Here is a 26,509-nt window from a genome sequence, read left to right as displayed (position 1 = left end):
CTCAGTTAAATTTTCCCGAAAATTACCAAATTCGAATGAAACAATCCCAAGATATGGTATATATCTTTTGTTTTATAAGAAAAAGTTGGATGGTTTATACGCCAGAAGAATGTGTACGTCAACATACAATTGCTTTTTTGCACCAGACCTTAAAATATTCATTAAGTAGTATTGCTTTGGAAGTTCCTATACGCCAAAATGGTATGAGAAAAAGAGCTGATATTGTAGTTTATAAAAAAGAAAAACCATATATAATGGTTGAGTGTAAAAGACCTTCAGTGAAAATTACTCAGCAAACCTTTGATCAAATAGCACGTTATAATGGAATTATAGGTAGTGACTTTTTAATGGTTTCGAATGGGCTTAGTCATTATTATTGTAAAATGGATTATGAAAATAAGCGTTATCAGTTTTTAAAAGAATTACCATCAAATACAAAAGCCACTTCCTAGGAAGTGGCTTTTAACATTTATAAAATCTAATAAAGAGTTGTTAAATATCTAATCGGAAAACTTTATCTAATTGGTCATTAGAGTTTACAGTTACATTTAAATCATTTACTAAACCTGATCCAACTCCATAAACCCAACCATGTACATACAGTTCTTGTCCATTAGACCAAGCATTTTGTACAATTGAAGTTTTTGATAAGTTTAATACTTGTTCCATCGCATTTACTTCAACAAAACGATTAAATCTTTCGTGTTCATCTTCAATTGCATCTAATTCAGCTTTATTAAAACGGTATGAGTCTTTAATGTGACGTAACCAATTGTCAATTAATCCAACTGATGCATTTCCCATTGCAGTTTTCACACCACCGCATCCGTAATGTCCACAAACAATTATATCTTTTACCTTTAATACATTTACGGCATAGTCTAATACAGATAACATGTTCATGTCAGAGTGTAATACCATATTTGCAATATTACGGTGGACAAAAACTTCTCCAGGTTGAGCTCCGATAATTTCATTTGCTGGAACACGGCTATCAGCACAACCAATCCATAAAAGTGGTGGTTGCTGACCTTCAGCTAATTTATTGAAAAAATCAGGATCTAAATTTAATTTAGATTCTACCCAAGCCTTATTATTATCTAGTATTTTTTTGTAATATTCGTTTGTCATTTTAATTTATTTTAAAGTGTTGTTTGTTCTATTTTTATATCATTAATGTGCTCCAGCAACTAATACGTAACCAAAAAATTCTCTAAAAGAAGTTGGATTATCTACAGTTCCTCGTTCAGAAATTAGTCGAATGTTGATATTATTATTTTTAGCTTTTACTTTAAATTCGTCTAAATATTCTATAATATCATAATCAAGAATTTTTGTTTTACGAACGTCTAATTCTAAGAATGCACCAGGCTCTAATCCATCAAGTTCTTTTACAATTGCTCCACGGTTAACGAAAGTAACTTCCTCTGCAAAATTCATATGGAAAATATTCCCTTCTTTCACTAGCATTACATGCGAATTATTGTAAGATTTAATCAAAGAAACAACTACACCAACTATTAATCCGATAATAATCCCTTTTAATAAATCGGTTGCTAGAATCGCAATTACAGTAACTGCAAATGGTATTAATTGATCTTTGCCGAGTTTTTTCATATCTAAAAATTGTTTAGGATTACCTAATTTGTAACCAATAACTAGCAAAATAGAAGCTAAAACTGCATTAGGAATTAAGTTTAGAAATACTGGTATAGAAATTACGGATGCAAATAATAAAACTCCATGAAAAATTGTAGATAATTTTGATGTACCACCACTCATTGCATTAGCAGAAGACCTTACAATTACTTGGGTAATTGGTAATCCACCAATAAGTCCTGATAAAGAATTCCCCATACCTTGAGCGATAAGTTCTCTATTTGTAGGAGTTTGACGCTTCATAGGATCTAATTTATCTGTTGCTTCGACAGATAGTAAAGTTTCTAGAGAACCAACAATTGCAATTGTGATAGCAACCTGCCAAACCATAGGATTCGTTAAACCGTTCATAAAATCAGGTAGAACGAATTGTCCTACAAAATCTGTTACAGACTCTGGTACAGGAACTTTAACTAATAAATTATGGTCAATAGAAAAAACGTCGTGGTTAGAATCCCCAATTGTTACTTGATATAAAATACCAATTAGCACAGCAACTAGAGATCCTGGTAATAATTTAAAGAAATTAGATTTTTTACCTAAGTAATTATCCCAAATTATTAAAATTGATAAAGTTATTATAGTAATAATAATAGCACCAGGTGTAATTTTATTAAAATCAAATTCTGTGATTGAAAATGTATCTGTATAACCGAATGCTAAAGGTATTTGTTTAAGGAAAATAGATATACCGATAGCACATAGCATACCTTTAATAACTGATGATGGAAAATAATATCCAATAACACCAGCCTTTAAAATTCCTAAAATTATTTGGAATATTCCTGCTAAAAATACTGCTACTAAGAACAATTCGTATGCACCAAGATCTGTAATTGCATTTAAAACAATTACTACTAAACCAGCTGCGGGACCAGAAACACCAATAGGGGATTTTGACAGAAATCCAATTACTATCCCTCCAATTATTCCGGCAATTATTCCAGAAAATACAGGCGCACCACTAGCAAGTGCTACACCAAGACATAGGGGTAGAGCAACGAAAAAAACAACTATACTCGCAGGTATGTCTTTTTTCCAGTTTTTAAAAAGATTCATATATTATTTTGTTTAATATTAAAATATAGATTACCGTTCCTGATCAAATTATTGATAGGAATATGTAAATAGATTATAAAATATTAAACAAGTTCGGGTGGAGGAGTTTTAATGCTAATCTTCAACAAAGAGAAAAGATCTAAATGATAATACTCTTCTTGTTGAGTAGAAGATGAAGAAGAAAGTAAAGAAAAATCAAAAACTTTTTGAAAGTCTATTTTTTCAATCACTTCAAAAGAGTTAGAAGTAGGATTTTCTTCTTCTGATGAACTCGAACTAAAATAATTGTTCGTTTCTTCATCAATTGTATTTTGCTTAGTTTCAATTTTAGTTAAATAATCTACATAACCAGCATAGCCTCTAAAATTCATCGAAAAGATTAATATTAGAGAGAAAAAAATGCTAGAGATATATTTACCTATATTGATTTTCATAACGGAGCAAAAATAGTGGAAATGGTGTAATTACAAAGAAATTTTAATGAAATTTAAGAAAAATTTATTATTTAAGGTCATCGCGTTTTATATAAGTAAATGAAATTAAAATACTTAAAAAATCATTTAAATATGATTAAAATTATCTTAAATCAATGGCAATATCATAAAACAAGCAGTACTTTTGCACAAAATTTACATTTTGAAAAGATATATTGCGTTAGTAGTTGCAATGTTCGGTGTGCTAACATTTGGACAGGGGAAAGAAAACAAAGGGAAGTTTTTTGTTTATTGGGGATGGAATCATGCACAATATACAAAATCTGATATTCAATTTAAAGGAGATAATTACGACTTTACGTTGGATAATGTAGTGGCTCATGATCGTCAATCTGATTTTGGAATTAAGTATTTTAATCCTACCGAAATGACAATTCCTCAATATAATTTTAGATTAGGATATTTCTTCCATGATAATTGGAATGTATCTTTTGGTATTGATCATATGAAATATGTAATGGATCAAAATCAAATTGCTAATATGAATGGTTATATCAACAATGGTTCTGAATTTGATGGAAATTATAGTGACCATAAAATGAATTTAACGGAAGAATTTCTACAATTTGAGCACACGGATGGTTTAAACTATGCAAATATTGAGGTAAGACGTTTTGATAATTTATTACGATTACCTATTTCTAAAAACGGAAAAGGAATTGATGTAAATTTAACTGAAGGTATAGGTGGAGGTATATTATATCCTAAAACCAATACAACTTTAATGGGACAAGACCGTCATGATGAGTTTCATCTATCAGGATATGGTGTTGGTGCTATGGTTGGAATAAACTTTACTTTTTGGGATTACTTCTTTATACAAGCTGAATTAAAAGGTGGCTATATTGATATGAATGATATTATGACTACGCCTTCTAAATCGGATAAAGCGAAACAAGATTTCTTTTATTCTCAACAAAATTTAGTTTTTGGAGCAATTATTCCAATTTTCACACCTAAAAAGAAATTAAATTTCTAACATAAGATTTTTTAAAAATATTTTTCAAGACCTTACTTTATTGATCTAAAGTAGGGTCTTTTTTTGTTTCTACTTGGGAATTCTAAAACTTAAAACTACTTTTACGTATAGATTTAGGTGAAAATTATGAATAGATTCTCTTTTTTAGTGGCAAGTATCATATTGTCCTCTACAGCAATGGCACAAAAAGTAATGACGCCAGAATTATTATGGCAAGTAAAAAAAGTATCTCCAATTGGAGTTACAAAAGATAAAAAAAATGTGGTATATAAAGTTACTTCTACAAATGTAAAAACTCAAGAAGATCAGACAAAAACCTATATTTTATCTTTAGCCGGTGGAAAAGCTTCTGAAGTAAATGATTATAAAAATCTTTTAGCAGATAAGTCAATCTCACCAAATAATAATTATAAAGCTCAAAACGAAAATGTTAAATTACAAGACGTTTTTGGAAAAGATTATTACCCAGAGATGGATAAATCCAATGTGCAAATATATAATTCCTTAAATTACAGACATTGGGACACTTGGACAGATGGAAATTTTGATCATTTGTTTGTTACAAATATTAAAAATCCAACTGATAAAGTTGATGTAATTAAGGATGAACCTTATAGTGTTTCAGAATTTGTATGGAATCCCGATGGTTCTAAACTCTTGTATGTTTCAAAGAAAAAAGCTGAGACAGAGTTTGCATTAAGTACAAATACAGATATTTATCAATACGATATTCAAACAAAAGAAACTAAGAATCTTACTGAAGGTAAAATGGGTTACGATACTTCACCAAGTTTTTCTGTACAAGGTAATTTAGCTTTTTTATCTATGGAAAATGATGGTTATGAAGCAGATAAAAATGATATTATCGTACGTAGTGGAGAGGTAGAGATTAATCTTACAAAACACTGGGACGGAACTGTCAACGAGTTTAAATGGAGCGAAGACGGAAAGAAAATTTATTTTAACGCTCCTGTTGGTGGAACTGTTCAGTTATTTGAGATTGAAGTAAATTTTAAAACCAAAAAATTACGACTTGTCAAACAAATTACAAAAGGTCAATTTGATATTGCTGGTATAAATAGTGTTGTAGGTGATAAAGCTGTTGTGACGAGAACGGATATGAACCATGCAGCAGAAATTTATACAGTAGATCTTAAAAATGGAAAATTAACGCAGTTAACAAATGAAAATAAAGAGTTGTATAGCTCAATTTTAGAAAGTAAAGTTGAATCTCGTACCATAAAAACGACAGATGGAAAAGATATGTTTGCATGGGTTATCTATCCACCAGATTTTGATCCTTCAAAAAAATATCCTACGTTATTATACTGTCAAGGTGGTCCTCAATCAGCTTTGACACAAACTTATTCTATGCGTTGGAATTTCCAATTAATGGCTGCACAAGGTTATATAGTGATAGCGCCAAATCGTCGTGGAATGCCAGGTCATGGAGTTGAATGGAATGCAGCAATATCTAAAGATTGGGGAGGACAGGTAATGAAAGATTATCTTGCAGCGATAGATGATATTGCAAAGGAACCCTATGTAGATAATGCACGTTTAGGCGCAGTTGGTGCATCTTACGGTGGATACTCAGTATACTATTTAGCAGGAATACATGAAGGGCGTTTCAAATCATTTATTTCTCATAATGGTGTATTTGATTTAAAATCCATGTATGGTACTACAGAGGAAATTTTCTTTACAAATTGGGATGCTGGTGGAGCATATTGGGAAACAAATAACAAAGCTGCCCAAAAAACGTATGCTCAATTTGACCCAAGTAATCCAGATTTATTAAATAAATGGAATACACCAATGTTAATATACGTCGGTGGTAAAGATTATCGTGTACCTATGGGGCAAGGTCAAGAAGCTTTTCAGGTATTACAATTAAAAGGTATAAAATCTAGAATGATCTATTTTCCTGAGGAAAATCATTGGGTAGTTAAACCTCAAAATTCTGTGATTTGGCATACCGAGTTTTTTAAATGGTTAAAGGAAACCTTATAGATTTTAAGAAAAATCATAATTTTAAAAAAGCGAGGAATTTTTTCTCGCTTTTTTAATGAATTGAATTTGAATGATTAATGGTTATGAGTCAAATAATCATAAGTTGTTTTTTTGTTATATACGATAAAGTTTGTAAATTCAGACTTGGAATTAAATCCGTTTTATGAGTAAAGAAAATAACAAAATATATTTTACGAATAGCCCTTTTGCTAATGGTCACAAAATAGTAGATTTTGTTTGGAACGCACGATTAGATGAAAATTGGAAGATCATTATGGATCTACATTTAGAATCGGATCAATATGATGAAGAAGATGAGTACGAGGATATTATAGAAGAAATAGATAATATAACGCTACAAAATACCGAGAAATCGCTTTGGATAAATTATGATCACTGTATTATTTCAAGTATATTTTGGGATAATAAAGGAATTGAAATTGATTTATCTGAAGGTAAATTTGATTTAAAAAATTTAAATAACAATACAATTAATTTAGATCAATTGCCGGTTGATTTAGATAAACCTGAAGAAGAATTCGCATTTGGAATTTCAATGTTAGGGAAAGATACAGCAGCAAATCACGAAATTACTTTTTTAGACACAGAAGAATTTGGTTTTTTTGATGTCAAATGGAAAGGTAAAGTCGCAAATACTTATCTTGGAGAAAAAGAGTTTGACTATGATTTCTATGCTTATATGAATCGTATAAAATTTGGTGGAATTAAAATTCATCCAGATTTAGATATGCAACAAGTTGATAATTTCTTAAAAGAAAATTTAGGTGACTATAATGAATTTGAAATGGTGGAGACGGATGAGTTGAAACTAGAAAAATATATATTCAGATTAAAATCTAAGTAAAATTAAAATAGGCACTTTATATAAAGTGCCTATTTTAATTATTTATTGTCTTGTAATGCAAAAACTTGTTTCAATACAGAAGTTGTTCTCAAAGCTGAATTATTTCTAATACTTGCTTCTTTTTCTGCCACCATATTAAATACTCCTTTTATTGCTTGCTCAGTAACATATCCGTTAATATCCGGATTTATATTTTTACCGCTTATCGTATTATACTGTGTTATAATCTTATTCCAAACTTTGTCAGCTCCAACTTTTCCTAGAGAGTTAGCTATTTTAGGTTGAAAAGCTAAGGTTAGTTGATTGGTTGTCTTTTGTTGTAAATAATTTGTGGCAGCATTATCTCCACCTAATAAAATACCTGTTGCATCTTGAAATGACATCGATGTTATGGCATTCGCAAAAATGGGAGCTGCTTCTTTAACAGCATCTTCTGCAGCAGAATTTAATAATTTTAAACCTTGATCTGCTAGACTTCCTAAACCAATATTACGAAGAGTCTTTTCAACACCTTGTAATTCTGATGGTAATAAAATTTTAGCCAATGAATTGTTGTAGAAACCATTATCCTGACCAAGTTTTGATATCCCATCATTTAAACCAAGATTTAAAGCTTGTTTTAGACCGTTAGAAATGGTTGTATTAGATACTCCATTTATTCCGGTATTTTGTTGTAGAATTCCTGGTAATTGTTGAGATACACTTTGCATCTCAACGCATCCGGATAAAGTAAATATCCCAGATGCAATAATTAGTGCATATATTTTTTTCATCTTATTTTATTTTAGAAATGTAGAGCAATATTTATGCGAAAGAAAAATCGGAAAAGTATTTAGCTGATCCGATTTTAAAATTATGTTGTAATAAGTATATTATTTTTTACCTCCAAAAACTTGTTGTAACAAAGTAGTGGTTTGTAAAGCCGAATTATTTCTAATACCAGATTCTTTTTCTGCAACCATGTTAAACACGCCATTTATAGCTTGTTCAGTTACATAATTATCTAAATCTGTATTTACATTATGACCAGTTAACTTGTTATATTTTGTAATCATATTATTCCAAGCTTTATTTGCTCCAACTTTGCTTAATGAAGCACTAACTTTCGGTTGAAAAGCAGTAGTTAAATCAGCAGTTGATTTAGATTTTAAATAATTTGTAGCTGCATGGTCACCACCTAATAAAATATTTTTTGCATCTGTAATACTCATCGAAGTGATAGCATTCACAAAAATTGGTGCAGCTTCTGTAACGGCATCTTCAGCAGCAGAATTTAGTAATTTTATACCTTTATCAGCTATACTACCTAATCCTACAGAACGTAAGGTTCTTTCTACATTCTGTAATTCTTCTGGCATTAAAATTTTTGCAACTGAGCTATTATAAAATCCGTTTTTCTTACCAAGATTTTGTATTCCTTCGTTTAAACCAATAGATAAAGCCTCTTTTAATCCAGATGCAATTGTACTATTAGAAAGATTATTCGTATTTAAAATAGTTTGTCCCTTTGTAGGAAATAATACTGTATTTGAATCTGTTGCAGAACTACTTTGAGTAGTTGTCTGGTTTGTATTACCTTTTAAAATACTACCTAAAACTGACTTTAAGTCTTGCGCATGAGAATTTGATACAAAAGCGGTAAATATCGCAACAGTCAATATTGTTTTTTTCATTGTTATTTTTTCTGTAAAATATAATCCAATTATCTAACCAAAATTTAAAATTCACTTACAAAGTGTAACTTTATAGACGGAAATTTATCTTGAGTCATTTGGATTGTGAATGCAGAATCAGCTAAGAAAACTAATTGATTGTATTTATCACGTGCTAAATAACGTTGTTTTACACGTTTAAACTCTTTAAATTCTTCTGAATTATCATCTTCAACTTCTACCCAGCAAGCTTTATGAACTGAAAATGGTTCATAGTTTACTTTTGCACTATATTCATGTTCTAAACGGTATTGTATAACTTCGTATTGTAGAGCACCCACAGTACCAATAATTTTACGATTATTCATTTCCATCGTAAATAATTGGGCAACACCTTCATCCATTAACTGATCAATACCTTTTTCCAATTGTTTTGCTTTCATTGGATCAGCATTATTAATATAACGGAAATGTTCTGGTGAGAACGCAGGTATACCTTTGAATGTGAATTTTTCACCAGCTGTTAAAGTATCACCAATACGGAAGTTACCTGTATCATGTAATCCAATAATGTCACCAGCAAAAGATTCATCAATAACCTCTTTTTTATCCGCAAAAAATGCATTTGGAGAGGCAAATTTCATTGATTTACCTTGGCGAACGTGGAAATAATTGGTATTACGTTCAAATTTTCCTGATACAATTTTAACGAATGCTAAGCGGTCACGGTGTTTAGGATCCATATTCGCATGAATTTTAAAAACAAATCCTGAAAATTTATTTTCATATGGTTCTACAACGCGTAAATCTGTTTCTTTAGCTTGTGGAGTTGGTGCAATATCTACGAATGCATTTAATAATTCGCGAACTCCAAAGTTGTTCAATGCTGATCCAAAAAATACAGGTTGTAAATTACCACTCATATATTCATCTTGATCAAAATCAGGGTAAACTCCATTAACTAAATCTAATTCAGTTCTTAAATTGTCTGCATAATCACTTCCAATTAAAGTATCTAAATCTGGACTTTGTAAATCTTCGATTTGTGTAGTTTCAGAAACTTTTTGTTTATTATCTCCAGAAAATATATTGATGTTTTTCTCCCAAATATTATAAATACCTTTAAAAGTTGCTCCAATACCAATTGGCCAAGACAAAGGAGTTACAGATAAACCTAATTTTTGTTCTACCTCATCCATTAAATCAAATGCATCTTTACCTTCTCGGTCCATTTTATTAATGAAAACCAACATAGGTATTTTTCGCATACGACAAACTTCTACCAATTTTATAGTTTGTTCCTCAACCCCTTTCGCAACGTCAATTACGACAATTGCAGAATCTACAGCAGTTAATGTACGGAAAGTATCTTCTGCGAAATCCTTGTGTCCAGGAGTGTCAAGAATGTTGATTTTTTTTCCTTTATATTCGAAAGCTAAAACCGAAGTTGCAACCGATATACCTCGTTGACGCTCAATTTCCATGAAATCGGAAGTAGCACCTTTTTTAATTTTATTACTTTTTACGGCACCAGCTTCTTGAATGGCACCTCCAAATAATAATAATTTTTCTGTTAAAGTTGTTTTACCAGCATCAGGATGGGCAATGATACCAAAAGTTTTACGTTTATTTATTTCTTGTACTAAAGACATTCTTATATAATTTCAGATTGCAAAGATAGTTTTTATACAGAAAACACGAAACTTTCTCATTAGGAGAATAATTAAAACTAAATAACGTTATTTTATAATAGACGAAGACCGAATTATGAAAAAGATATTTTACTTGTTTTTATTGATGATGAATTTGACTGTTTTTGGACAAAACACTCCTACAATTCATCCCCTTAATGGTGGTTTTACTTTTCTAGGTGAGAAATTAGAAAATCATACTCAAGTATTTAATGCAACTACTCCAAAGGATTGTGGTTTTCAATTTTCTAATAGCTATAAATATTATTCTTTTCAGGCTGGGTTTGATATGGCTTTTGCATTTGACTTAATTGCAACCAAGCCAGATTTTAACTTTATTATTTGGAAACTAGATAAAGATAAAAATCCTACTTCAATTTTTGATAAGGGCGGGACAATTGCAGCTGATCGATCTGTATATGATAAGAATCTACTCATTAAGGGAATGAAAGATGGTAAAATTGAAAAGTGTGAATATCAGAATGGGAATGGATATGTAAAATCTTTGAATGGAATTGAAGCATTAAAGAAAGGTGAAACTGTTGTAATTGCAATTTATGGTTTAAATAATACAGATTTATTTGATATTAAAGTTAATGTAGCAGAAGAAAGAATGATTAATAAATTTAATTATCTATGCGCAGGATCTCCGTATGCATACAATTTAATTTATGATGAAATAGTAACTGATTCTGGCTTGTCTGATATAAAACTATTTTCGGATAATTCGTTTGTGAATGAAATTCCTTCAGATGCTATTTTTAATAGTGATCAAATTGTATATGCGCAAGTAAAAGATGCAACAGGTGCGTTAAAATATATTTACACTATTCCAATTTCATTTATACCAGATCATATTTTTCCGTATAAATCTACGATAGATCCAATCTATGAATGTACACTTAGTTATAAACTTGAAAGCGAAAAATTATTAAATATAATCTTCGAAACTGTCCATGTAGATTATAAAATTAAAACTTTACAAGTTGACGGAATTTCTTATGCAATTGGTGATGTGCTAAATCTTGCAGTTGGTGAAATAAAAAATATAGATGTGGTGGTTACCTACGATAATAGTTGCCCCTTAGATTCTAAAGAAATTACTATTCAACTTCAACAAGGATCTCCAATTCTTAGTGATGATATAAATGAAAATACATGTGAGAATGAGTATATAGTTAACTTCAATAATATATATACAAAACTAAGTGTAGATAAATCTCAATTTGATTTAATTATATTGTATAATGGAAAGCCAGTATCTGACGGAGATAAAATTGTAATTTTAAATACATTAAATTTTACTGTAAAAATTAAGTCTAAAACAACAGGAGGATGCGAAAGTAACTCAGTTAATTTTATTGTTACTAAAACATCTGCTGCGAATATTGTTGATACATTAATAAATAATCTTTGTGTAATTGATTTTACTTCATCAATTTTAGATACTAAAATTGATGAAATTTTAAACGGGACTACTTCTGTATTAAGATTTTATAAATCGGATGGAATTACGAATTTATTGGATCGTAACGAGGTATATAATTATATATTAGAGAATAAAAAAGGCGAAGTTATCGTTAAAGCATTACAAATCGATAATGCTAATATATGTGATACGTCTAAAAAATTAACCTTTAATTTAAGCGAATCATCATTCATTTTAAATACAACGATAAAAGATTTGTTATCAACGTGTAGTTCTGTAGGAAGCGGATATATTTTTACTCAAAACGAAATTGAAGCTTATTTAAAAACTGAATTAAATCGTTCTGATATTATTTTTGATGGTATTAAAGAAGAGATTTTAGGAGACAATGAATCAAAAACAATCAACTTTAAAGTGAAAATTAATGGTGAATTATGTTGGTCAGAAGAAATGACTTTTAATTTACGTGTTATTACAAAACCTGATGTTGATGATGCGACAAACTCCTTACAAGCAGATTGTAATGATTATGTTTTCATTGATCAAAGTATATTACAATCTTTATTTGGAAATACTTCAACAACTTTATACGATTATGAAATTTTGGAGGACATAACAAAACCATTAATTTTTGTTGCAGGTGAGAGTAAAGTAACAATACGTTTCAAAAATAAATACAATAATTCTTGTTTTATAGATAAAGTTATAACAGTAATTCAATCTAAAAATTTAAGTATTGATATTACATCTATTGAACAAGATGCAGCTCAAAATCCATATAATTTTTGTAATCCAATTATTCCTTCAGAATTAGAAGATTATATTTTAGGATATATTTCTCAAGTTCAAGCTTTATATAAAAATGTTGTGGCAGAGAAATCAGCGTTTCAGTATGCACAAGAAATGATTGATAATAACGGTATGATTGCAATAAAATTTCTAGATCCTAATCTATGTGGAGTGAAAGAATTAATCTTAAAGTACGAGGCTTATCCTGTTGAGGTGATTGATATAGCACCACAAGTTATTATCTGTACTGGTTATTATTATAGCTTAGATTTATCTACTTATAACATTGTTCGTGTATATGATGCGTCAGGAACGTTACTAGTAGGAAATAATAATATTTATGAGTTAAATTTAGGAAGTTACAACATAGAAGTAGAAAATGAATATGGTTGTGTGACTAAAAAACAGTTTGAAGTAGTTACGGGCGAAGAGCCAATCATTAAAGAAATAATTTTAAATGCAGACTCTATCGAAGTAATTGTGGAAGGAAATAAGACTTCCTTAGAGTATTCGTTAGATGGGAAAAATTGGCAAAAAATTAATAAATTTATAGGAATACAAAAGGGAATTTCTTATACTGTTTTTGTAAGAAAAGATGGATGTACTGTGATAAGTATTCCTAACATTGTATATTTAAATATTCCAAATTATATTACACCTAATGGGGACGGAATCAATGATATTTGGAGACCAATTGGAGCTCAAAACACATTAGATTTAAGTGTGAAGATTTTAAATCGTTCGGGTAAATTAATTTATGAAGCTCAAGGTCCAGATGCTTTAAACTGGGATGGAAAATATAATAATAAGCCGTTAGCTTCAGATTCTTATTGGTATTTTATTGAATATGTAGATAAAAAAGCAATTATCAAGTTAAAATATCAGGGATATATTACAATTAAATCTAATTTTAAATAAATAATTCTTAAATTAATTGAGTATTATTGATTCATTTACAGCGCTATATGAAAAAATTTGTATTATTTTGTTTACTATTACTTTGTATAAAGAATGTAAATGCACAACAAGGTTTACCATTTTATAATCATTATTTAGTAGGAGATAAAATGCTAATCAATCCTGCTTATGCAGGTCAAAATCCAGAGATAATTTCTATTAATGCAACCCATAGAAATCAATGGGACGATTTACCAGATAGTCCAAGTACCCAAACTGTAAGTGCTCATGGTACTATTATAGATCGATTAGCGGTAGGAGCATATTTTTTTAATGATAGAAACGGAGCAACAAAACTAACCGGATTTAATTTAACGGCTGCTTATCATATACCTTTAGACGATAGAAGCTATTCTGAAGATGCAGAAAAAAGTGTTTTTTCTTTTGGTGTAGGTGCATCAAGCGTATCACAACGATTTGACTTTTCAAAAATTGTAGTGGAAAATCCAAATGATCCAGCGCTAGATACTGATTCATACAACGCATTATTCTTAAATTTAGGATTATCCGTAAAATATATGAACTTTAATGTTGGAGTTTCTGTACTTGATATTCCATTAGGGGAAAATGTGTATTTTCTTAATAATATTGAGCCTTTACCAACATGGTATTACCTAAATTTAGGATATAATTGGTACATTTCGGAAGGAATAAGGTTAGAACCTTCGCTAGTTTATAACTTAAATTCAAATTCAGATCGCCATTTAGATATTAATTTACTTAGTCATTTTGGTTTTGGAGATAATGACCAAGGCGTTGGAGTTGGAGTAGGGTATAAGCAAGGTCTTGATAAAAATGGAAATCAACCTTTATTTATTTCTCCCATTTTAAAACTAAAAGTAGGGTCATTGAGAGCAGGATTATCATATGATATTGGTTTATCAGACTTTCAAGTGGATGGACGTAAGCAAGGATTTTTATTTAGTTTAGGTTTAGATTTGCAAAACCCTTGGGGAGATAGATATTACTAAATTAAGGTATAAAGAATAATAAAAAAGAGTCACATTTCTTGTGACTCTTTTTTATTTTATTTTTTATCAGTTATAGTTTCTAAAGCTTTTGCGTTTAATTGAACTTCTCTTTTAAATAAATAATAAGGCTGTAAATTTTCTTTCAAAATAATCAATTGTCCTTGTTGAGAACCAGTAAAACGAGTAAGACCGGCTGCAATTCCGAAACCTTTTTCATTTTTTAAAAAATAAATTAATCTGTAAAATGGATATTTACCCGTTCTAAGATTAGGATTATTAGGTTCATAGATTTCACCTTTTTCATCCGAAATTTTCAAAATTTTAACCTTTGTAAGATATTCTTTAATCTTAGGATTATCAGTATCAGATAAAGTATTTAGGCCAATTATTCCGATTGCATTTTTATCTTTTTGTACAAAGTCAATCACACTTTCCGAAGATTCTAGGGCTTTGATGGGTTTCCCTTTAGGTGCAGATATTCCTAATTTATCATTAATTGTATTAAAATTAGCTGAGTTTGGATAATCAAAAACAAAATTTAGGGTAGCATCATCTTTGTATAAATTATTTTTTATATCGGTTACACTAATATTTTCTAAAGGATTATCTACAGAAGTAATAAAAATGGATGCGTCCATACCAATTGGGGAAGATTTGTACAAGATTTTCGTCTTATTAAAAAGATAAGTTTCTTGGTCTTTAGTAAGGGGTTTACTTACTATCGCAAAGTCTGTTTTACCTTCATATAAATCTTTAATAGCCAGTTCTTCTATTTTAAAATCAAAGTCAAAAGTAACTTCAGGATATTGAACTTGATAGATAGAAGTAATAGCTTTTATAACATTTTGATAACTCGGGTCAGCAGTAATTTTTAGTGTACCGTATGTATGCAAAGGCTTATTAATTCCTTTCGTTTTACTCTGTTCAGATTTTACTTCTATTTTATCTTTTTTACAAGCTTGTGTAAATAGTGCGATGGCTAATATTCCACCAAGAACAAGAATTTTATTTTTCACCATTTTTGTATGCTTTGATTGCGCGGTAGATTCTAAAAGATCCATAAATTATAAATAGAATTCCAAATAATAGGGCTTGTGTATCATCCAATTCTTTGATGAAATACTTAAATCTCCATGTAAAAATCCCGATTAATAAATAACCGAAACCAATGATTCCGTATGCAATATTTTTATTCATAATAAGCTACGAAAATACGAAAAATAAAACCTAAAAATCACCCTATTTTAAAAACGATATGTACTCTTATGTTAATTTTTTTAAAATATATAGTAGGAAATCCTATAAAATCTCCTACTATATATCGTTTTACAATTGTTGAAATCGAACCGGAATAGAGAAAATTAAATCTGCATTCGTTCCATCCTCAAACTTCGCAGGTTTTATTAATTTCCCTTTTTTCTTTAGATCTTTATTAATTTTATCTAAAGCTTTTTTGGCTTCTTTTCCTAATGTTGCATCGCTTCCAGAAGCTGATTTTACTTCTGTAATTTCGCCATTTTTACTTACAATAAATTGCATTTTTGCAACTGCATTTTTTATATTTTCTTTTTCTGCAATTGTATTATAATCTTCCAAATTGTAAGCTAATTCATTCGATAATTTTTCACTCATACATTTTGTCAATGCTTCATTACCATTTTTTGCTTCTTTTTCACAACCAGGAAATATCGCCATTACTTTTGCCTTACTTGCAGTTATTGCTCTTCTGTTTTCAACGGTAGCTTTAACATCAGCACCTTTCGTAATTGCATCTGTATTTTGTTTTCCAGATACGTTTTTGTCTCCTTCGCTAACATCTCCACCTCCAATTTGGTTATTGGAAATAAGTGTGCCTTCACGATTTTCAGCGCCTAAATCTGCTTCTTTAGTTTTTTCACGATCAAGAATTGTTTCTTGCACTTTTGGTTGAATAGTAGGAGTAGGTATTACTTCTTTTATTTGTTTTGTATCTAATTGTAATCTTTTTTCTTGTTTTTGTTCTTTAATTGGAGGTTCTACTATTTTTTCTTTTTCTACTGGAGGAAGAATTTTAGTCATATCAATTGTTACACCTTTATCAATTGCTGGTTTAGAATAATTGATAGAGTCCATTTTGTTTGAGTAAACAATGCCACCCATTCCTAAGGTAACGATTCCAAATCCAACAAAAAGGGCTTTCATTAAAGTTCTATTTTCGGTTGTTCTTAGCTCATAAGCTCCGTAAGCCTTGTTTCTATTTTCGAATAGAATATCCAAGAATTTTTTATTTTCCATTTTAATAACATTTTTAAGGGATTTGAATCGATTCATTGAATAGATGTAATTATTCTTAAAATGGTTGGCTGAAATATAAAATATTGGTAATAAAAGTTTAACTTTAAGAAAACTTTAAGATTTCATTGGTCATCTTCTAAATTTCTTTATAAAAAATGACAAGATTTAATATTAACTCTTTAGAAAATAATTGTAAAAATTTTAATCAAATTTTTTTAAAAAGAAGAATTTGGTTATTTATAGCTTTTTTATTTATTGGGATTTATGGAGCAGCACAAAACGATAGCATTATTTTAAAAGGAAAATTGATTGATGCAAATGACTTTCCTGTTTTAGATGAGAAAATAGGTTTAAAACTGACTTCGTTAGCTACATATACGGATAACAATGGATATTTTGAATTGAAAGTACCGTTTGATAAAAACCAATTAGTTTTGGTTTATAACGATTCAACTGAAAATAAAATTGAATACAATATAGATTATGATAAAATAAAAGATTTTATAAATCTAAAATTAAACCATCCTAATGAGTTATATTCTTTAACAGGAGAAGTTATTTATGTAAAACCAACGTTTAAAGAACGTGTAATTCGTACAATTACATGGCCATATCGTAAGATTCGGTCTACTTTTTTTGATAATTAATAGTTTTTAATCATTAAAAATAAAATAAGTATAAACTTTCGTTTTCATTTCGTTGATTGAGTCTAATCAGCTATCTTTGCTCACTTACAAAAATCAACAGAAATGTCAAGAATACTTACGGGAATTCAAGCAACAGGTACACCGCATTTAGGTAATATTTTAGGTGCTATACAACCTGCTATTGAGATGACGCAGCAAGAAGGAAATGATTCTTTTATCTTTATTGCTGATTTACATTCATTAACGCAAATTAAAGATGCAGAAGTTCTTAAGCAAAATACTTATGAAGTTGCAGCAACTTGGTTAGCATTAGGATTAGATAGCTCTAAGGTAGCTTTTTATCGTCAATCCGATGTTTGTGAAACGACAGAATTAATGTGGTATTTATTAAACTTCTTTCCATTTCAACGTCTAACTTTAGCACATTCTTTTAAGGATAAGCAAGATTATTTATCTGACGTTAATGCGGGGTTATTTTCTTATCCTATCCTAATGGCTGCTGATATTCTTTTATATGACGCAAATTTAGTTCCAGTAGGAAAAGATCAATTGCAACATTTAGAAATTACACGTGATGTTGCTGCTAGATTTAATAATCAGATGGGTGAGACATTCGTTCTTCCTGAAGCAAAAATTGATGATCAAGTAATGATTATTCCAGGTACTGATGGACATAAAATGAGTAAATCTCGAAATAACTTCATTAATATTTTCTTACCAGAGAAACAATTACGTAAGCAAGTAATGTCAATCGAGACAGATTCTACACCTTTAGAGGATCCTAAGAATCCAGATACAGATAATGTTTTTGCTCTTTACAAATTATTGGCTTCTCCTGAGCAAATAGAAGAAATGCGCAAAAATTATTTAAATGGTGGATATGGATATGGGCATGCTAAGCAAGCATTATTTGAACTTATATTAGAAAAATATGCTGATGCTCGTATTAAATTTAATGAATTGATGGAAGATAAAGATACTTTAGATGCATACTTAGAAAATGGCGCGTTAAAGTCTAGAATAGTAGCCCAAAGTGTTTTAAAAAGAGTACGAGAAAAATTAGGTTTAAAGATATAGATTTCTTAAGTTAAGCTATTGTTATAATTTATATTATAAGTTTATTTATTCTATTTCTAAATCGTAATTTTGTAATATATAAAAATCTATTAAAAGTTTATTCAAAATGATAAAAGTCTCAGATCAAGCTAAAAATAAAGTTGCATCTTTAATGCAAGAAGAAGGATCTTCAATCGAAGAATCTTTTGTTCGTGTAGGAGTAACAAGTGGTGGTTGTTCAGGTTTATCATACAACTTAGAGTTCGACAAAGAACAAAAGCCAGATGATAAATTATTTGTAGATAATGGAGTTAGGATTTTAGTTGATAAAAAATCTTTTTTGTATTTAGTTGGAATGACGTTAGAATATTCAGGAGGACTAAATGGCAAAGGGTTTATTTTTAATAACCCAAACGCTAACCGTACGTGCGGTTGTGGGGAAAGTTTTGCACTATAATTCTATGAGAAAACTTGCATTTTTATTATTATTTCTACAGTGTTTTATAATTTTTGCACAAAAAACTATAAATACTGAGTCTTTGATGGTTTTTACTCCTACAGAGGATTCAAAAAAAATAAATCAAGCCTATGCTGAAAATATGTTTTTTGGAATTTTTGGTGTAAAGCATTTCATTAATGCGTTAGATAATAATTTAAAAGGTGTAAAAACGGTTACTGTTACAAGTAATGCAAATCCTAAAATTAATTATCCTGTTTATAAAGCAATTTATAATCAAGATGGTACACTAAAAACTTTTGAAATTAGTGAACAGATAGGAAATGCTCTACAAGTAAATTATGAGTACAAAGAGGGGGTTATAACTAAAGAAACCATCCATTATCAAAATAAAGAAGAAATGGTAAATACATTTTATTATAGCGATAATAAAATGTATATCCATAAACCTAACCAAAAAACAGAAATTGTGTGGTTAGAAGGTGATGTTCTATTAAAAAAAGTATATTCAGAAAATATTCTTGGAACTGAAGATAGATTGATGCATAATTGTAGAATTACAAAATCAATCGGACAAGATGTAAACAAAGTATGTTTTAGTGATTCAAATTTCAAAATTCCACTCGTAATTACAGATTATGTACCGGAAGTTGATCCAAAGACACTTAAAATAAACTTAAATCAAGGAGAAAAATCTGAAATTAAATTAATTGGCGAACGTAAATACGGAATTACCTTACAAGGTAATGAACGTTTCCAAATTATTTTAGACAAGGAACAACGCATTATTAGTTTTAATTATTTAGGTAATAAAGCACTTAAGGAGGAACCAATCCAATTTAAGTTTACCTATACAATGTATTAGAAAATGAGTAACACAAAATATACAGAAGACGATCTACGTGAAGATCTTGCTAGCCAAAAACAATATGAGTTTGGTTGGTCGACTGATATGGAATATGAAGATTTCCCAGTCGGATTAAATGAAGACATCGTGCGTGCTATTTCAGCAAAAAAAGAAGAGCCAGAATGGATGACGGAATGGCGTTTAGAAGCTTTCCGTGCTTGGGAAAAAATGGATGAACCCGAATGGGCAAACGTATCATACGACAAACCTGATTTTCAAGCTTTACGTTACCACGCTGCTCCAAAAGTTAAAAAAGAATTAGCAAGTTTAGACGAGGTTGATCCTGAATTATTAAAAACTTTTGAGAAGTTAGGAATTTCTTTAGATGAACAAAAACGTTTATCTGGAGTTGCCATCGATGTAGTTTTTGATTCAGTGTCAGTTAAAACAACATTCCGCGAAACTTTAGCAGAAAAAGGTATTATTTTCTGTTCTATTTCTGAAGCGATTAAAGATCACCCAGAATTAGTAAAAAAATACATTGGTAAAGTTGTTCCACCAACAGATAATTTTTATGCAGCTTTAAATTCTGCTGTTTTCTCTGATGGGTCATTCTGTTATATTCCAAAAGGTGTACGTTGTCCAATGGAATTATCAACGTATTTCCGTATAAATTCTGCTGGTACTGGACAATTTGAACGTACTTTATTAATAGCAGATGAAGGATCTTACGTTTCATATTTAGAAGGATGTACAGCACCAATGCGTGATGAAAACCAATTACACGCTGCTGTAGTTGAATTAATCATCATGGATGATGCTGAAATTAAATATTCTACAGTTCAAAACTGGTACCCTGGTGATGAAAAAGGAACAGGAGGGGTTTTTAACTTTGTAACTAAACGTGCAGTTTGTGAAAAGAATGCGAAAGTTTCATGGACACAAGTAGAAACAGGTTCTGCTGTTACATGGAAGTATCCATCTTGTATCTTAAAAGGAGATAATTCTGTTGGAGAATTTTATTCTATTGCTGTAACTAATAATTACCAACAAGCTGATACAGGAACTAAGATGATTCATATCGGGAAAAACTCGAAATCAACAATTATTTCTAAAGGTATTTCTGCTGGTAATTCTCAAAACTCTTATCGTGGGCTTGTAAAAGTGATGAAAGGAGCAGAAGGGGCTCGTAATTTTACGCAATGTGATTCATTATTAATGGGTAACGAATGTGGAGCTCATACTTTCCCATACATTGAAGTAGAGAATAAATCAGCTCAATTAGAACACGAAGCAACAACTTCTAAAATTGGTGAAGATCAACTTTTCTATTGTAATCAACGAGGAATTGATACTGAAAAAGCGATTGCTTTAATTGTAAATGGATTTAGCCGAGAGGTTTTAGATAAATTACCAATGGAGTTCGCTGTTGAAGCTAAAAAATTATTAGAAATCTCTTTAGAGGGTTCTGTAGGATAATCAACTATCAAAATTAGATCAAAATGTTATTAAATATACAAAACTTACACGCTCGTATAGAAGAGCGCGAAATTTTAAAAGGCTTAAATTTACAAATCAATCCAGGTGAAGTTCATGCTATTATGGGACCTAATGGGGCTGGTAAATCAACTTTATCTAATGTTATTACAGGGAAAGAAGATTATGAAGTAACTGATGGTGACATTCAATTAGACGATGAATCTATTTTAGAGTTAGCTCCAGAAGAAAGAGCGCAAAAAGGTATTTTCATGTCTTTCCAATATCCAATAGAAATTCCTGGTGTATCTGTAACAAACTTCATTAAAACTTCTATTAACGAGACGCGTAAAGCACAAGGATTAGAAGAAATGGGTGCTTCTGCAATGTTGAAAGAAATTCGTGCGAAAGCTGATTTATTAGGAATCAAAAAAGACTTTTTATCTCGTTCATTAAACGAAGGTTTTTCTGGAGGTGAGAAAAAACGTAACGAAATTTTTCAAATGTTAATGTTAAATCCAAAATTAGCTATTTTAGATGAAACTGATTCAGGATTAGATATTGATGCATTACGTATTGTAGCTGAAGGTGTAAATGCTTTTAAAAATGAAAATAATGGAGTGTTATTAATTACACACTACCAACGTTTATTAGATTACATTGTTCCTGATTTTGTTCACGTTTTAGCTGATGGTAAAATCATCAAATCTGGTGGTAAAGAATTAGCATTAGAACTTGAAGAAAAAGGATACGATTGGGTTAAAGAAGAGGCAGGAATCTAATTTTGTCATTAAGTAATATGTAGTATGTATTAGGTTAATAATACTTTTTACACAGTACAACAATACACTATCAAAAATGATTGATTTAAAAGAAAATTTAGTTTCTCGTCATACAGAATTTAAAGAAAACAATAAGGTTAACGCTAATATTGATAGCTTGCGTAATGAAGCAATCGAATTGTTTAGCCAGAAAGGTTTTCCTTCTCGTAAAGACGAAGAATGGAAATATACAAATCTAGCTCCTTTATTAAAAGCAGATTATGCATTATCTGCTGAAGAAGTTGAACTAAGTGTGGAAGAACTTCAACCTTACTTAGTAGATGATATAGATACTTACAAAGCAATTTTTGTTAATGGGAAGTTTTCTCCATCATTATCAACGATTTCTTCTGATGAAGTAGAAATTTCTACTTTGGCAGAAGCGTTAGTAAATCCAGCTAATCAAGAGGTATTTAACACTTATTACAATAAGATTTTAAAAAAATCTGAAGGATTAGTAGATTTAAATACAGCGTTTGCACAAGAAGGAATGTTTATTAATGTTCCAAAAAATACCATAGTTTCTAAACCAGTTGAAATCGTAAACATTTTAAAAGGTGCAGGGCAAGTAACTATCTTTCAACCTAGAAATTTAGTAATTCTTGGAGATAATTCTAAATTAGAATTAATCGATAAATACCAATCTCTAGGAAATAATGCAGATTTAACAAATGCTGTTACTGAAATCAGTGTTGGTAAAAATGCAGACGTTTTCCTTTACAAATTCCAAAATGATACTGATGAAGTTTCTTTAATAGATAATACTTTTATAGGACAACAAAGAGATTCAAGAGCGCATGTGTTTACTTTTTCTTTTGGAGGTAAAATTGTTCGTAATAATTTAAATTTTTACCAATATGGTGAAAATTGTAACTCTGTATTAGATGGAATTACAGTAATTGAAGGAAAACAACATGTAGATCATCATACTTTTGTAGAACATAATGCTCCTAATTGTGAGTCTCACGAATTATATAAAGGAATTTATGGAGGTAAAGCAAAAGGAGTTTTTAATGGAAAAATCTATGTGCACAAAGAAGCGCAAAAACTAAACGCTTTCCAACAAAATAATAATGTTTTATTATCAGACGGAGCATCAATAAACTCAAAACCTCAATTAGAGATTTTTGCAGATGATGTAAAATGTTCACATGGTTGTACAGTTGGACAATTAGAAGAAGATTCTTTATTTTACATGCAACAAAGAGGTATTCCAAAAAAAGAAGCACAAGCGATGTTATTATACGCTTTTGCAGCTGATGCATTAAGACACGTTAAAATTCCACAAATTTCAACTCAAGTAAATAAAGTAATTGCTGCTAAACTAGGAGTTAGTTTAGATTTTGAAATTTAAAATTCTTTAGTTTACTGTATTAATTGAAATACGTAAAAAATATAAATTGTAAGTATTCAGTTCTTGGGTACTTACTTTTTTATTTAGACTAAATCGCATAACTTTGATATCAAAATAAGAAAACAATGTCAGTAGATATTCAACATATAAGAAGTCAGTTTCCTATTTTAAATCGTGAAGTCAATGGAAAACCATTGGTTTACTTTGATAATGGAGCAACTTCTCAGAAACCACAAGTTGTATTAGATGTTCTAGATAACTATTACGAAAAATATAATGCTAATGTGCATCGTGGTATTCATACCTTAAGTCAAGAAGCTACTGATTTAATGGAAGAATCGCGTCGTAAGATTCAAGCATTTATTAATGCTAAGCACGACCACGAAGTTATTTTTACACGTGGGACGACAGAATCAATTAACTTGGTAGCTAATACAATTAGTCAATTATTAACAGCTGATGACGAGATTATTATTACAGAAATTGAGCATCACTCTAATATTGTGCCTTGGCAATTAGTAAGTCAACGTACTGGAGCAAAACTAAAATATATTCCGTTGACAGCAGATGGAATTTTAGATATTACAAAGTTAGATGATTTATTATCAGACAAAACAAAGTTAATTTGTGTCAATCAAGTATCTAATGCATTAGGAGTTATCAATCCAATAGAAACAATTATAGAAAAAGCGCATGCTAAAGGAGCTTGGGTCTTGATAGATGGTGCACAATCTGTTCCTCATACAAAAATAGATGTACAAGCTTTAGACTGTGATTTCCTAGCATTTTCTGGACACAAAATGTACGGACCGACTGGAATTGGAATTTTATATGGAAAAGAAGATATCTTAAATCAGCTGCCACCTTTTCACGGAGGAGGAGAGATGATTAAAGATGTAACGATGGAAGTTTCTACATACGCATGTTTACCATTTAAATTTGAGGCTGGAACACCAGATGTTGCTGGAATTATTGGCTTAGGTGCTGCGGTTGATTTCATCAATGAAATTGGAATTGATGCGATTCACACTTACGAAGATGAATTGGTTGAATATACTATTCAACGTTTATCTGAATTTGATGAAGTAGAAATTTATGCAAAAGACGCTAAGCATTCTGGGGCAGTATCTTTTAACTTGAAATTAGATGGAGTACATTCATCGGATGTAGGAATGATTTTAGATAAAAAAGGAATTGCAGTTCGTACTGGTCATCATTGTGCGCAGCCAATTATGCACCATTTCGGGATTCCTGGAACAGTTCGTGCATCTTTTGGAATCTACAACACAAAAGAAGAAATTGATATATTTATAGATGGTTTAAAAACCGCAATTCGTATGTTAGGATAATAAATAAAACATAAAAAAAGAAATGGGAACCAAAGGTTCCCATTTCCTGTTTAGATTACAACAATATTAATTCGTCTACGACTACTTCTGCTACATGTTTTTCAATGCCTTCTTTGGTTGTAAAATCGTTATACGATAATTTTCCCTCGACAGCTATTTGCTTTCCTTTTGTAACGTGCTGCTCCACGATGGTAGATAAATTCCCCCATACGATTATATTGTGCCAAGTAGTTTGCTCTACCTTTTCACCCTTCGCATTGGTGTAACTTTCGTTCGTCGCTAAGCTCAATCGAGCTAATTTTTTGTTGTTTTCTAAAACTTTGATTTCTGGATCTTGTCCTACTCGTCCAATTAATTGAACTCTGTTTCTTAATGTACTCATGGCGATAAATCTAAATATTTTATTGTACCATGAATTTAATAAAAAATACTTAAAAAACTGTAATTTAATTAGTTAAATAATATATTCTCTGTATAAATTTTCTAATTTTCTATCTAAATCATATGTTTTGCCAGGATGTGGACGTGATGTTTGTATGCAAGAACTTCGCACAGCAGTTAGCCAACGAAATCTTTCGGCAATGTCAAATTTAGAAACTTCTGAGATAGTGTTTGAACCTTGAGCAATCTCGCTTAAAGCTTTAAGATTAGAATCAATAAAACATAGATCAAAATCATGAGCGAAGGCATTAATACGATTATCGTTCAAAAAATATTTAACCTTCAGAAAGTTATGTTTCTTAGAAAACATTATTACACCGATATTTATAAATTCTTCACGTTCAACTTTAGGCACAAATCGAATGATCGAATACTCATACAAGATTTTTTCTCGCATCGTTGGCTTCATTTATAAAATTAATAGTATGCTCTTTTCGTATTTTAATAAATGATTTATAAACTTCTCTCATTTCATTTTCATTCATTTTATACGCTTCAGTTTCTAACCATTCATCTGGTATTTTATCCACTAAATTATCGATAAATTCATCTGTAAGTAAAGCCTTAAATTCTAGATCAACTTTCTCTAATTGAATAGCATTTTTTAGTAAAACATGGTCTTTAATTTGAGGAAATTTAGTTTTAGCAGAAGTTTCCCAATTATCCCATGAATGATGAAAATAATATGCGGCACCGTGGTCTATTAGCCATAGTTCTTTATTCCACATAAGCATATTTGTATTTCTGTATGTACGATCTACGTTGGTTATAAAAGCATCTAACCAAATAATTTGAGAAGACAATAATTCGTTAATTGGCATAACAGCAGGATCATAATTGATAGAACCTGATAAAAAGTGTAGAGCTAAATTGGTTCCTTCACTAAACTTTAGTAAATCTTGAATTTCTTCATCGGCTTCAGTTCTACCGAAATCAACATCTAATAAAGCAAATACAAGTTCCGGAACTTTAAATCCTAATTTACGCGCAATTTCTCCACCTAATAGTTCAGAAATAAGCATTCTAGATCCATGGCCAGCACCTTTAAATTTTAAAACATACTTATATCCGTCATCTGCATCCGCAAGGGCAGGAAGAGAGCCTCCTTCACGTAAAGGTTGTAAATATCTTTCGACAGTTACAGTTCTTAAATCAATATTCTCCATTATCTCTGTAGATTAATTGCTAAATTTAATATAAAATTAGCATTTAATACTTTTTAAATTTAC

26 protein-coding genes are annotated in these 26,509 nt (G+C 30.2%); 14 read left to right on the top strand and 12 right to left on the bottom strand.

Annotation, left to right across the window (positions count from 1 at the left end):
- Positions 1-35 precede the first annotated feature (35 nt).
- A complete protein-coding gene (locus tag IM532_RS02175; RefSeq protein ID WP_228063632.1) occupies positions 36-452 on the top strand; it encodes a type I restriction enzyme HsdR N-terminal domain-containing protein in 417 nt (138 codons plus the stop codon).
- 40 nt (positions 453-492) lie between these two features.
- Here IM532_RS02175 and can read toward each other — a convergent pair whose 3' ends face one another.
- From can to IM532_RS02160, 3 genes are all read right to left on the bottom strand, one after another.
- Positions 493-1,131, bottom strand: a complete 639-nt coding sequence (gene can / locus IM532_RS02170) for a carbonate dehydratase (RefSeq protein ID WP_194181803.1) — start codon at positions 1,129-1,131, stop codon at positions 493-495.
- Between the two features lie 42 nt (positions 1,132-1,173).
- Complete coding sequence (locus IM532_RS02165) at positions 1,174-2,718, bottom strand: SulP family inorganic anion transporter (protein WP_194181802.1); 1,545 nt, start codon at positions 2,716-2,718, stop codon at positions 1,174-1,176.
- Positions 2,719-2,801: 83 nt separating this feature from the next.
- A complete protein-coding gene (locus IM532_RS02160; RefSeq protein ID WP_194181801.1) occupies positions 2,802-3,089 on the bottom strand; it encodes a hypothetical protein in 288 nt (95 codons plus the stop codon).
- Between the two features lie 295 nt (positions 3,090-3,384).
- On the opposite strand from IM532_RS02160, the gene IM532_RS02155 reads away from it, so the two are divergent.
- The 3 genes from IM532_RS02155 to IM532_RS02145 all read left to right on the top strand — a co-directional run bounded on the left by IM532_RS02155 (position 3,385) and on the right by IM532_RS02145 (position 7,069).
- Positions 3,385-4,191 carry a hypothetical protein gene (locus IM532_RS02155; protein ID WP_194181922.1) on the top strand — a complete coding sequence of 269 codons (807 nt, stop codon included), beginning with the start codon at positions 3,385-3,387 and terminating at the stop codon, positions 4,189-4,191.
- A gap of 126 nt (positions 4,192-4,317) precedes the next feature.
- Complete coding sequence (locus IM532_RS02150; RefSeq protein WP_194181800.1) at positions 4,318-6,204, top strand: S9 family peptidase; 1,887 nt, start codon at positions 4,318-4,320, stop codon at positions 6,202-6,204.
- Positions 6,205-6,367: 163 nt separating this feature from the next.
- Positions 6,368-7,069 carry a hypothetical protein gene (locus IM532_RS02145; RefSeq protein ID WP_194181799.1) on the top strand — a complete coding sequence of 234 codons (702 nt, stop codon included), beginning with the start codon at positions 6,368-6,370 and terminating at the stop codon, positions 7,067-7,069.
- Positions 7,070-7,107: 38 nt separating this feature from the next.
- On the opposite strand, the gene IM532_RS02140 is transcribed toward IM532_RS02145, so the two are convergent.
- The 3 genes from IM532_RS02140 to IM532_RS02130 all read right to left on the bottom strand — a co-directional run bounded on the left by IM532_RS02140 (position 7,108) and on the right by IM532_RS02130 (position 10,373).
- Positions 7,108-7,842, bottom strand: a complete 735-nt coding sequence (locus IM532_RS02140) for a DUF4197 domain-containing protein (RefSeq protein ID WP_194181798.1) — start codon at positions 7,840-7,842, stop codon at positions 7,108-7,110.
- Between the two features lie 99 nt (positions 7,843-7,941).
- A complete protein-coding gene (locus tag IM532_RS02135) occupies positions 7,942-8,742 on the bottom strand; it encodes a DUF4197 domain-containing protein (protein WP_194181797.1) in 801 nt (266 codons plus the stop codon).
- A gap of 44 nt (positions 8,743-8,786) precedes the next feature.
- Positions 8,787-10,373, bottom strand: coding sequence for a peptide chain release factor 3 (locus tag IM532_RS02130; protein WP_194181796.1), 1,587 nt, complete (start codon positions 10,371-10,373; stop codon positions 8,787-8,789).
- A gap of 115 nt (positions 10,374-10,488) precedes the next feature.
- On the opposite strand from IM532_RS02130, the gene IM532_RS02125 reads away from it, so the two are divergent.
- Together IM532_RS02125 and IM532_RS02120 are read left to right on the top strand one after the other, a co-directional pair.
- Positions 10,489-13,548, top strand: coding sequence for a T9SS type B sorting domain-containing protein (locus tag IM532_RS02125; RefSeq protein ID WP_194181795.1), 3,060 nt, complete (start codon positions 10,489-10,491; stop codon positions 13,546-13,548).
- A gap of 47 nt (positions 13,549-13,595) precedes the next feature.
- Positions 13,596-14,558 (top strand): PorP/SprF family type IX secretion system membrane protein, encoded by a 963-nt coding sequence (locus tag IM532_RS02120; protein WP_194181794.1) that lies wholly within the window; start codon positions 13,596-13,598, stop codon positions 14,556-14,558.
- A gap of 56 nt (positions 14,559-14,614) precedes the next feature.
- On the opposite strand, the gene IM532_RS02115 is transcribed toward IM532_RS02120, so the two are convergent.
- From IM532_RS02115 to IM532_RS02105, 3 genes are all read right to left on the bottom strand, one after another.
- A complete protein-coding gene (locus tag IM532_RS02115) occupies positions 14,615-15,577 on the bottom strand; it encodes a PstS family phosphate ABC transporter substrate-binding protein (protein ID WP_194181793.1) in 963 nt (320 codons plus the stop codon).
- Positions 15,564-15,755 carry a C4-dicarboxylate ABC transporter gene (locus IM532_RS02110; RefSeq protein ID WP_194181792.1) on the bottom strand — a complete coding sequence of 64 codons (192 nt, stop codon included), beginning with the start codon at positions 15,753-15,755 and terminating at the stop codon, positions 15,564-15,566. Before IM532_RS02110 ends, IM532_RS02115 begins: the two co-directional genes overlap by 14 nt.
- A gap of 129 nt (positions 15,756-15,884) precedes the next feature.
- A complete protein-coding gene (locus tag IM532_RS02105; protein ID WP_194181791.1) occupies positions 15,885-16,832 on the bottom strand; it encodes a hypothetical protein in 948 nt (315 codons plus the stop codon).
- 155 nt (positions 16,833-16,987) lie between these two features.
- Here IM532_RS02105 and IM532_RS02100 point away from each other — a divergent pair, with 155 nt between their 5' ends.
- From IM532_RS02100 to IM532_RS02065, 8 genes are all read left to right on the top strand, one after another.
- Positions 16,988-17,479 carry a hypothetical protein gene (locus tag IM532_RS02100; protein WP_194181790.1) on the top strand — a complete coding sequence of 164 codons (492 nt, stop codon included), beginning with the start codon at positions 16,988-16,990 and terminating at the stop codon, positions 17,477-17,479.
- A 102-nt stretch (positions 17,480-17,581) separates the two neighbouring features.
- On the top strand, positions 17,582-18,556 hold the full coding sequence (gene trpS, locus IM532_RS02095; protein WP_194181789.1) for a tryptophan--tRNA ligase: 975 nt from the start codon (positions 17,582-17,584) through the stop codon (positions 18,554-18,556).
- Between the two features lie 106 nt (positions 18,557-18,662).
- Positions 18,663-18,992 carry a HesB/IscA family protein gene (locus IM532_RS02090; RefSeq protein WP_194181788.1) on the top strand — a complete coding sequence of 110 codons (330 nt, stop codon included), beginning with the start codon at positions 18,663-18,665 and terminating at the stop codon, positions 18,990-18,992.
- Positions 18,993-18,996: 4 nt separating this feature from the next.
- The gene (locus IM532_RS02085) at positions 18,997-19,857 is read left to right on the top strand and encodes a hypothetical protein (RefSeq protein ID WP_194181787.1); all 861 of its coding nucleotides are present in this window, start codon (positions 18,997-18,999) and stop codon (positions 19,855-19,857) included.
- Between the two features lie 3 nt (positions 19,858-19,860).
- Positions 19,861-21,318: a Fe-S cluster assembly protein SufB gene (gene sufB, locus IM532_RS02080; protein WP_194181786.1), complete on the top strand. Its 1,458-nt coding sequence runs from the start codon at positions 19,861-19,863 to the stop codon at positions 21,316-21,318.
- 23 nt (positions 21,319-21,341) lie between these two features.
- Positions 21,342-22,097, top strand: coding sequence for a Fe-S cluster assembly ATPase SufC (sufC, locus tag IM532_RS02075; RefSeq protein WP_194181785.1), 756 nt, complete (start codon positions 21,342-21,344; stop codon positions 22,095-22,097).
- A gap of 76 nt (positions 22,098-22,173) precedes the next feature.
- Positions 22,174-23,490: a Fe-S cluster assembly protein SufD gene (gene sufD, locus IM532_RS02070; protein WP_194181784.1), complete on the top strand. Its 1,317-nt coding sequence runs from the start codon at positions 22,174-22,176 to the stop codon at positions 23,488-23,490.
- A 125-nt stretch (positions 23,491-23,615) separates the two neighbouring features.
- The gene (locus IM532_RS02065) at positions 23,616-24,839 is read left to right on the top strand and encodes an aminotransferase class V-fold PLP-dependent enzyme (protein WP_194181783.1); all 1,224 of its coding nucleotides are present in this window, start codon (positions 23,616-23,618) and stop codon (positions 24,837-24,839) included.
- Positions 24,840-24,894: 55 nt separating this feature from the next.
- On the opposite strand, the gene IM532_RS02060 is transcribed toward IM532_RS02065, so the two are convergent.
- From IM532_RS02060 to IM532_RS02050, 3 genes are all read right to left on the bottom strand, one after another.
- Entirely contained in the window at positions 24,895-25,221 is a 327-nt protein-coding gene (locus IM532_RS02060; protein ID WP_194181782.1) for a single-stranded DNA-binding protein, read from the bottom strand.
- A 72-nt stretch (positions 25,222-25,293) separates the two neighbouring features.
- Positions 25,294-25,677 (bottom strand): DUF3037 domain-containing protein, encoded by a 384-nt coding sequence (locus IM532_RS02055; RefSeq protein ID WP_194181781.1) that lies wholly within the window; start codon positions 25,675-25,677, stop codon positions 25,294-25,296.
- On the bottom strand, positions 25,655-26,446 hold the full coding sequence (locus IM532_RS02050) for a HipA family kinase (RefSeq protein ID WP_194181780.1): 792 nt from the start codon (positions 26,444-26,446) through the stop codon (positions 25,655-25,657). Before IM532_RS02050 ends, IM532_RS02055 begins: the two co-directional genes overlap by 23 nt.
- Between the last annotated feature and the right edge of the window lie 63 nt (positions 26,447-26,509).

The sequence above is a fragment of the Faecalibacter rhinopitheci genome (genome assembly GCF_015234135.1).
Classification (GTDB): Bacteria; Bacteroidota; Bacteroidia; order Flavobacteriales; family Weeksellaceae; genus Empedobacter; species Empedobacter rhinopitheci.
The sequence above is the reverse complement of the archived record's forward strand: the minus strand, read 5'-3'. Positions and strand labels throughout refer to the sequence as shown.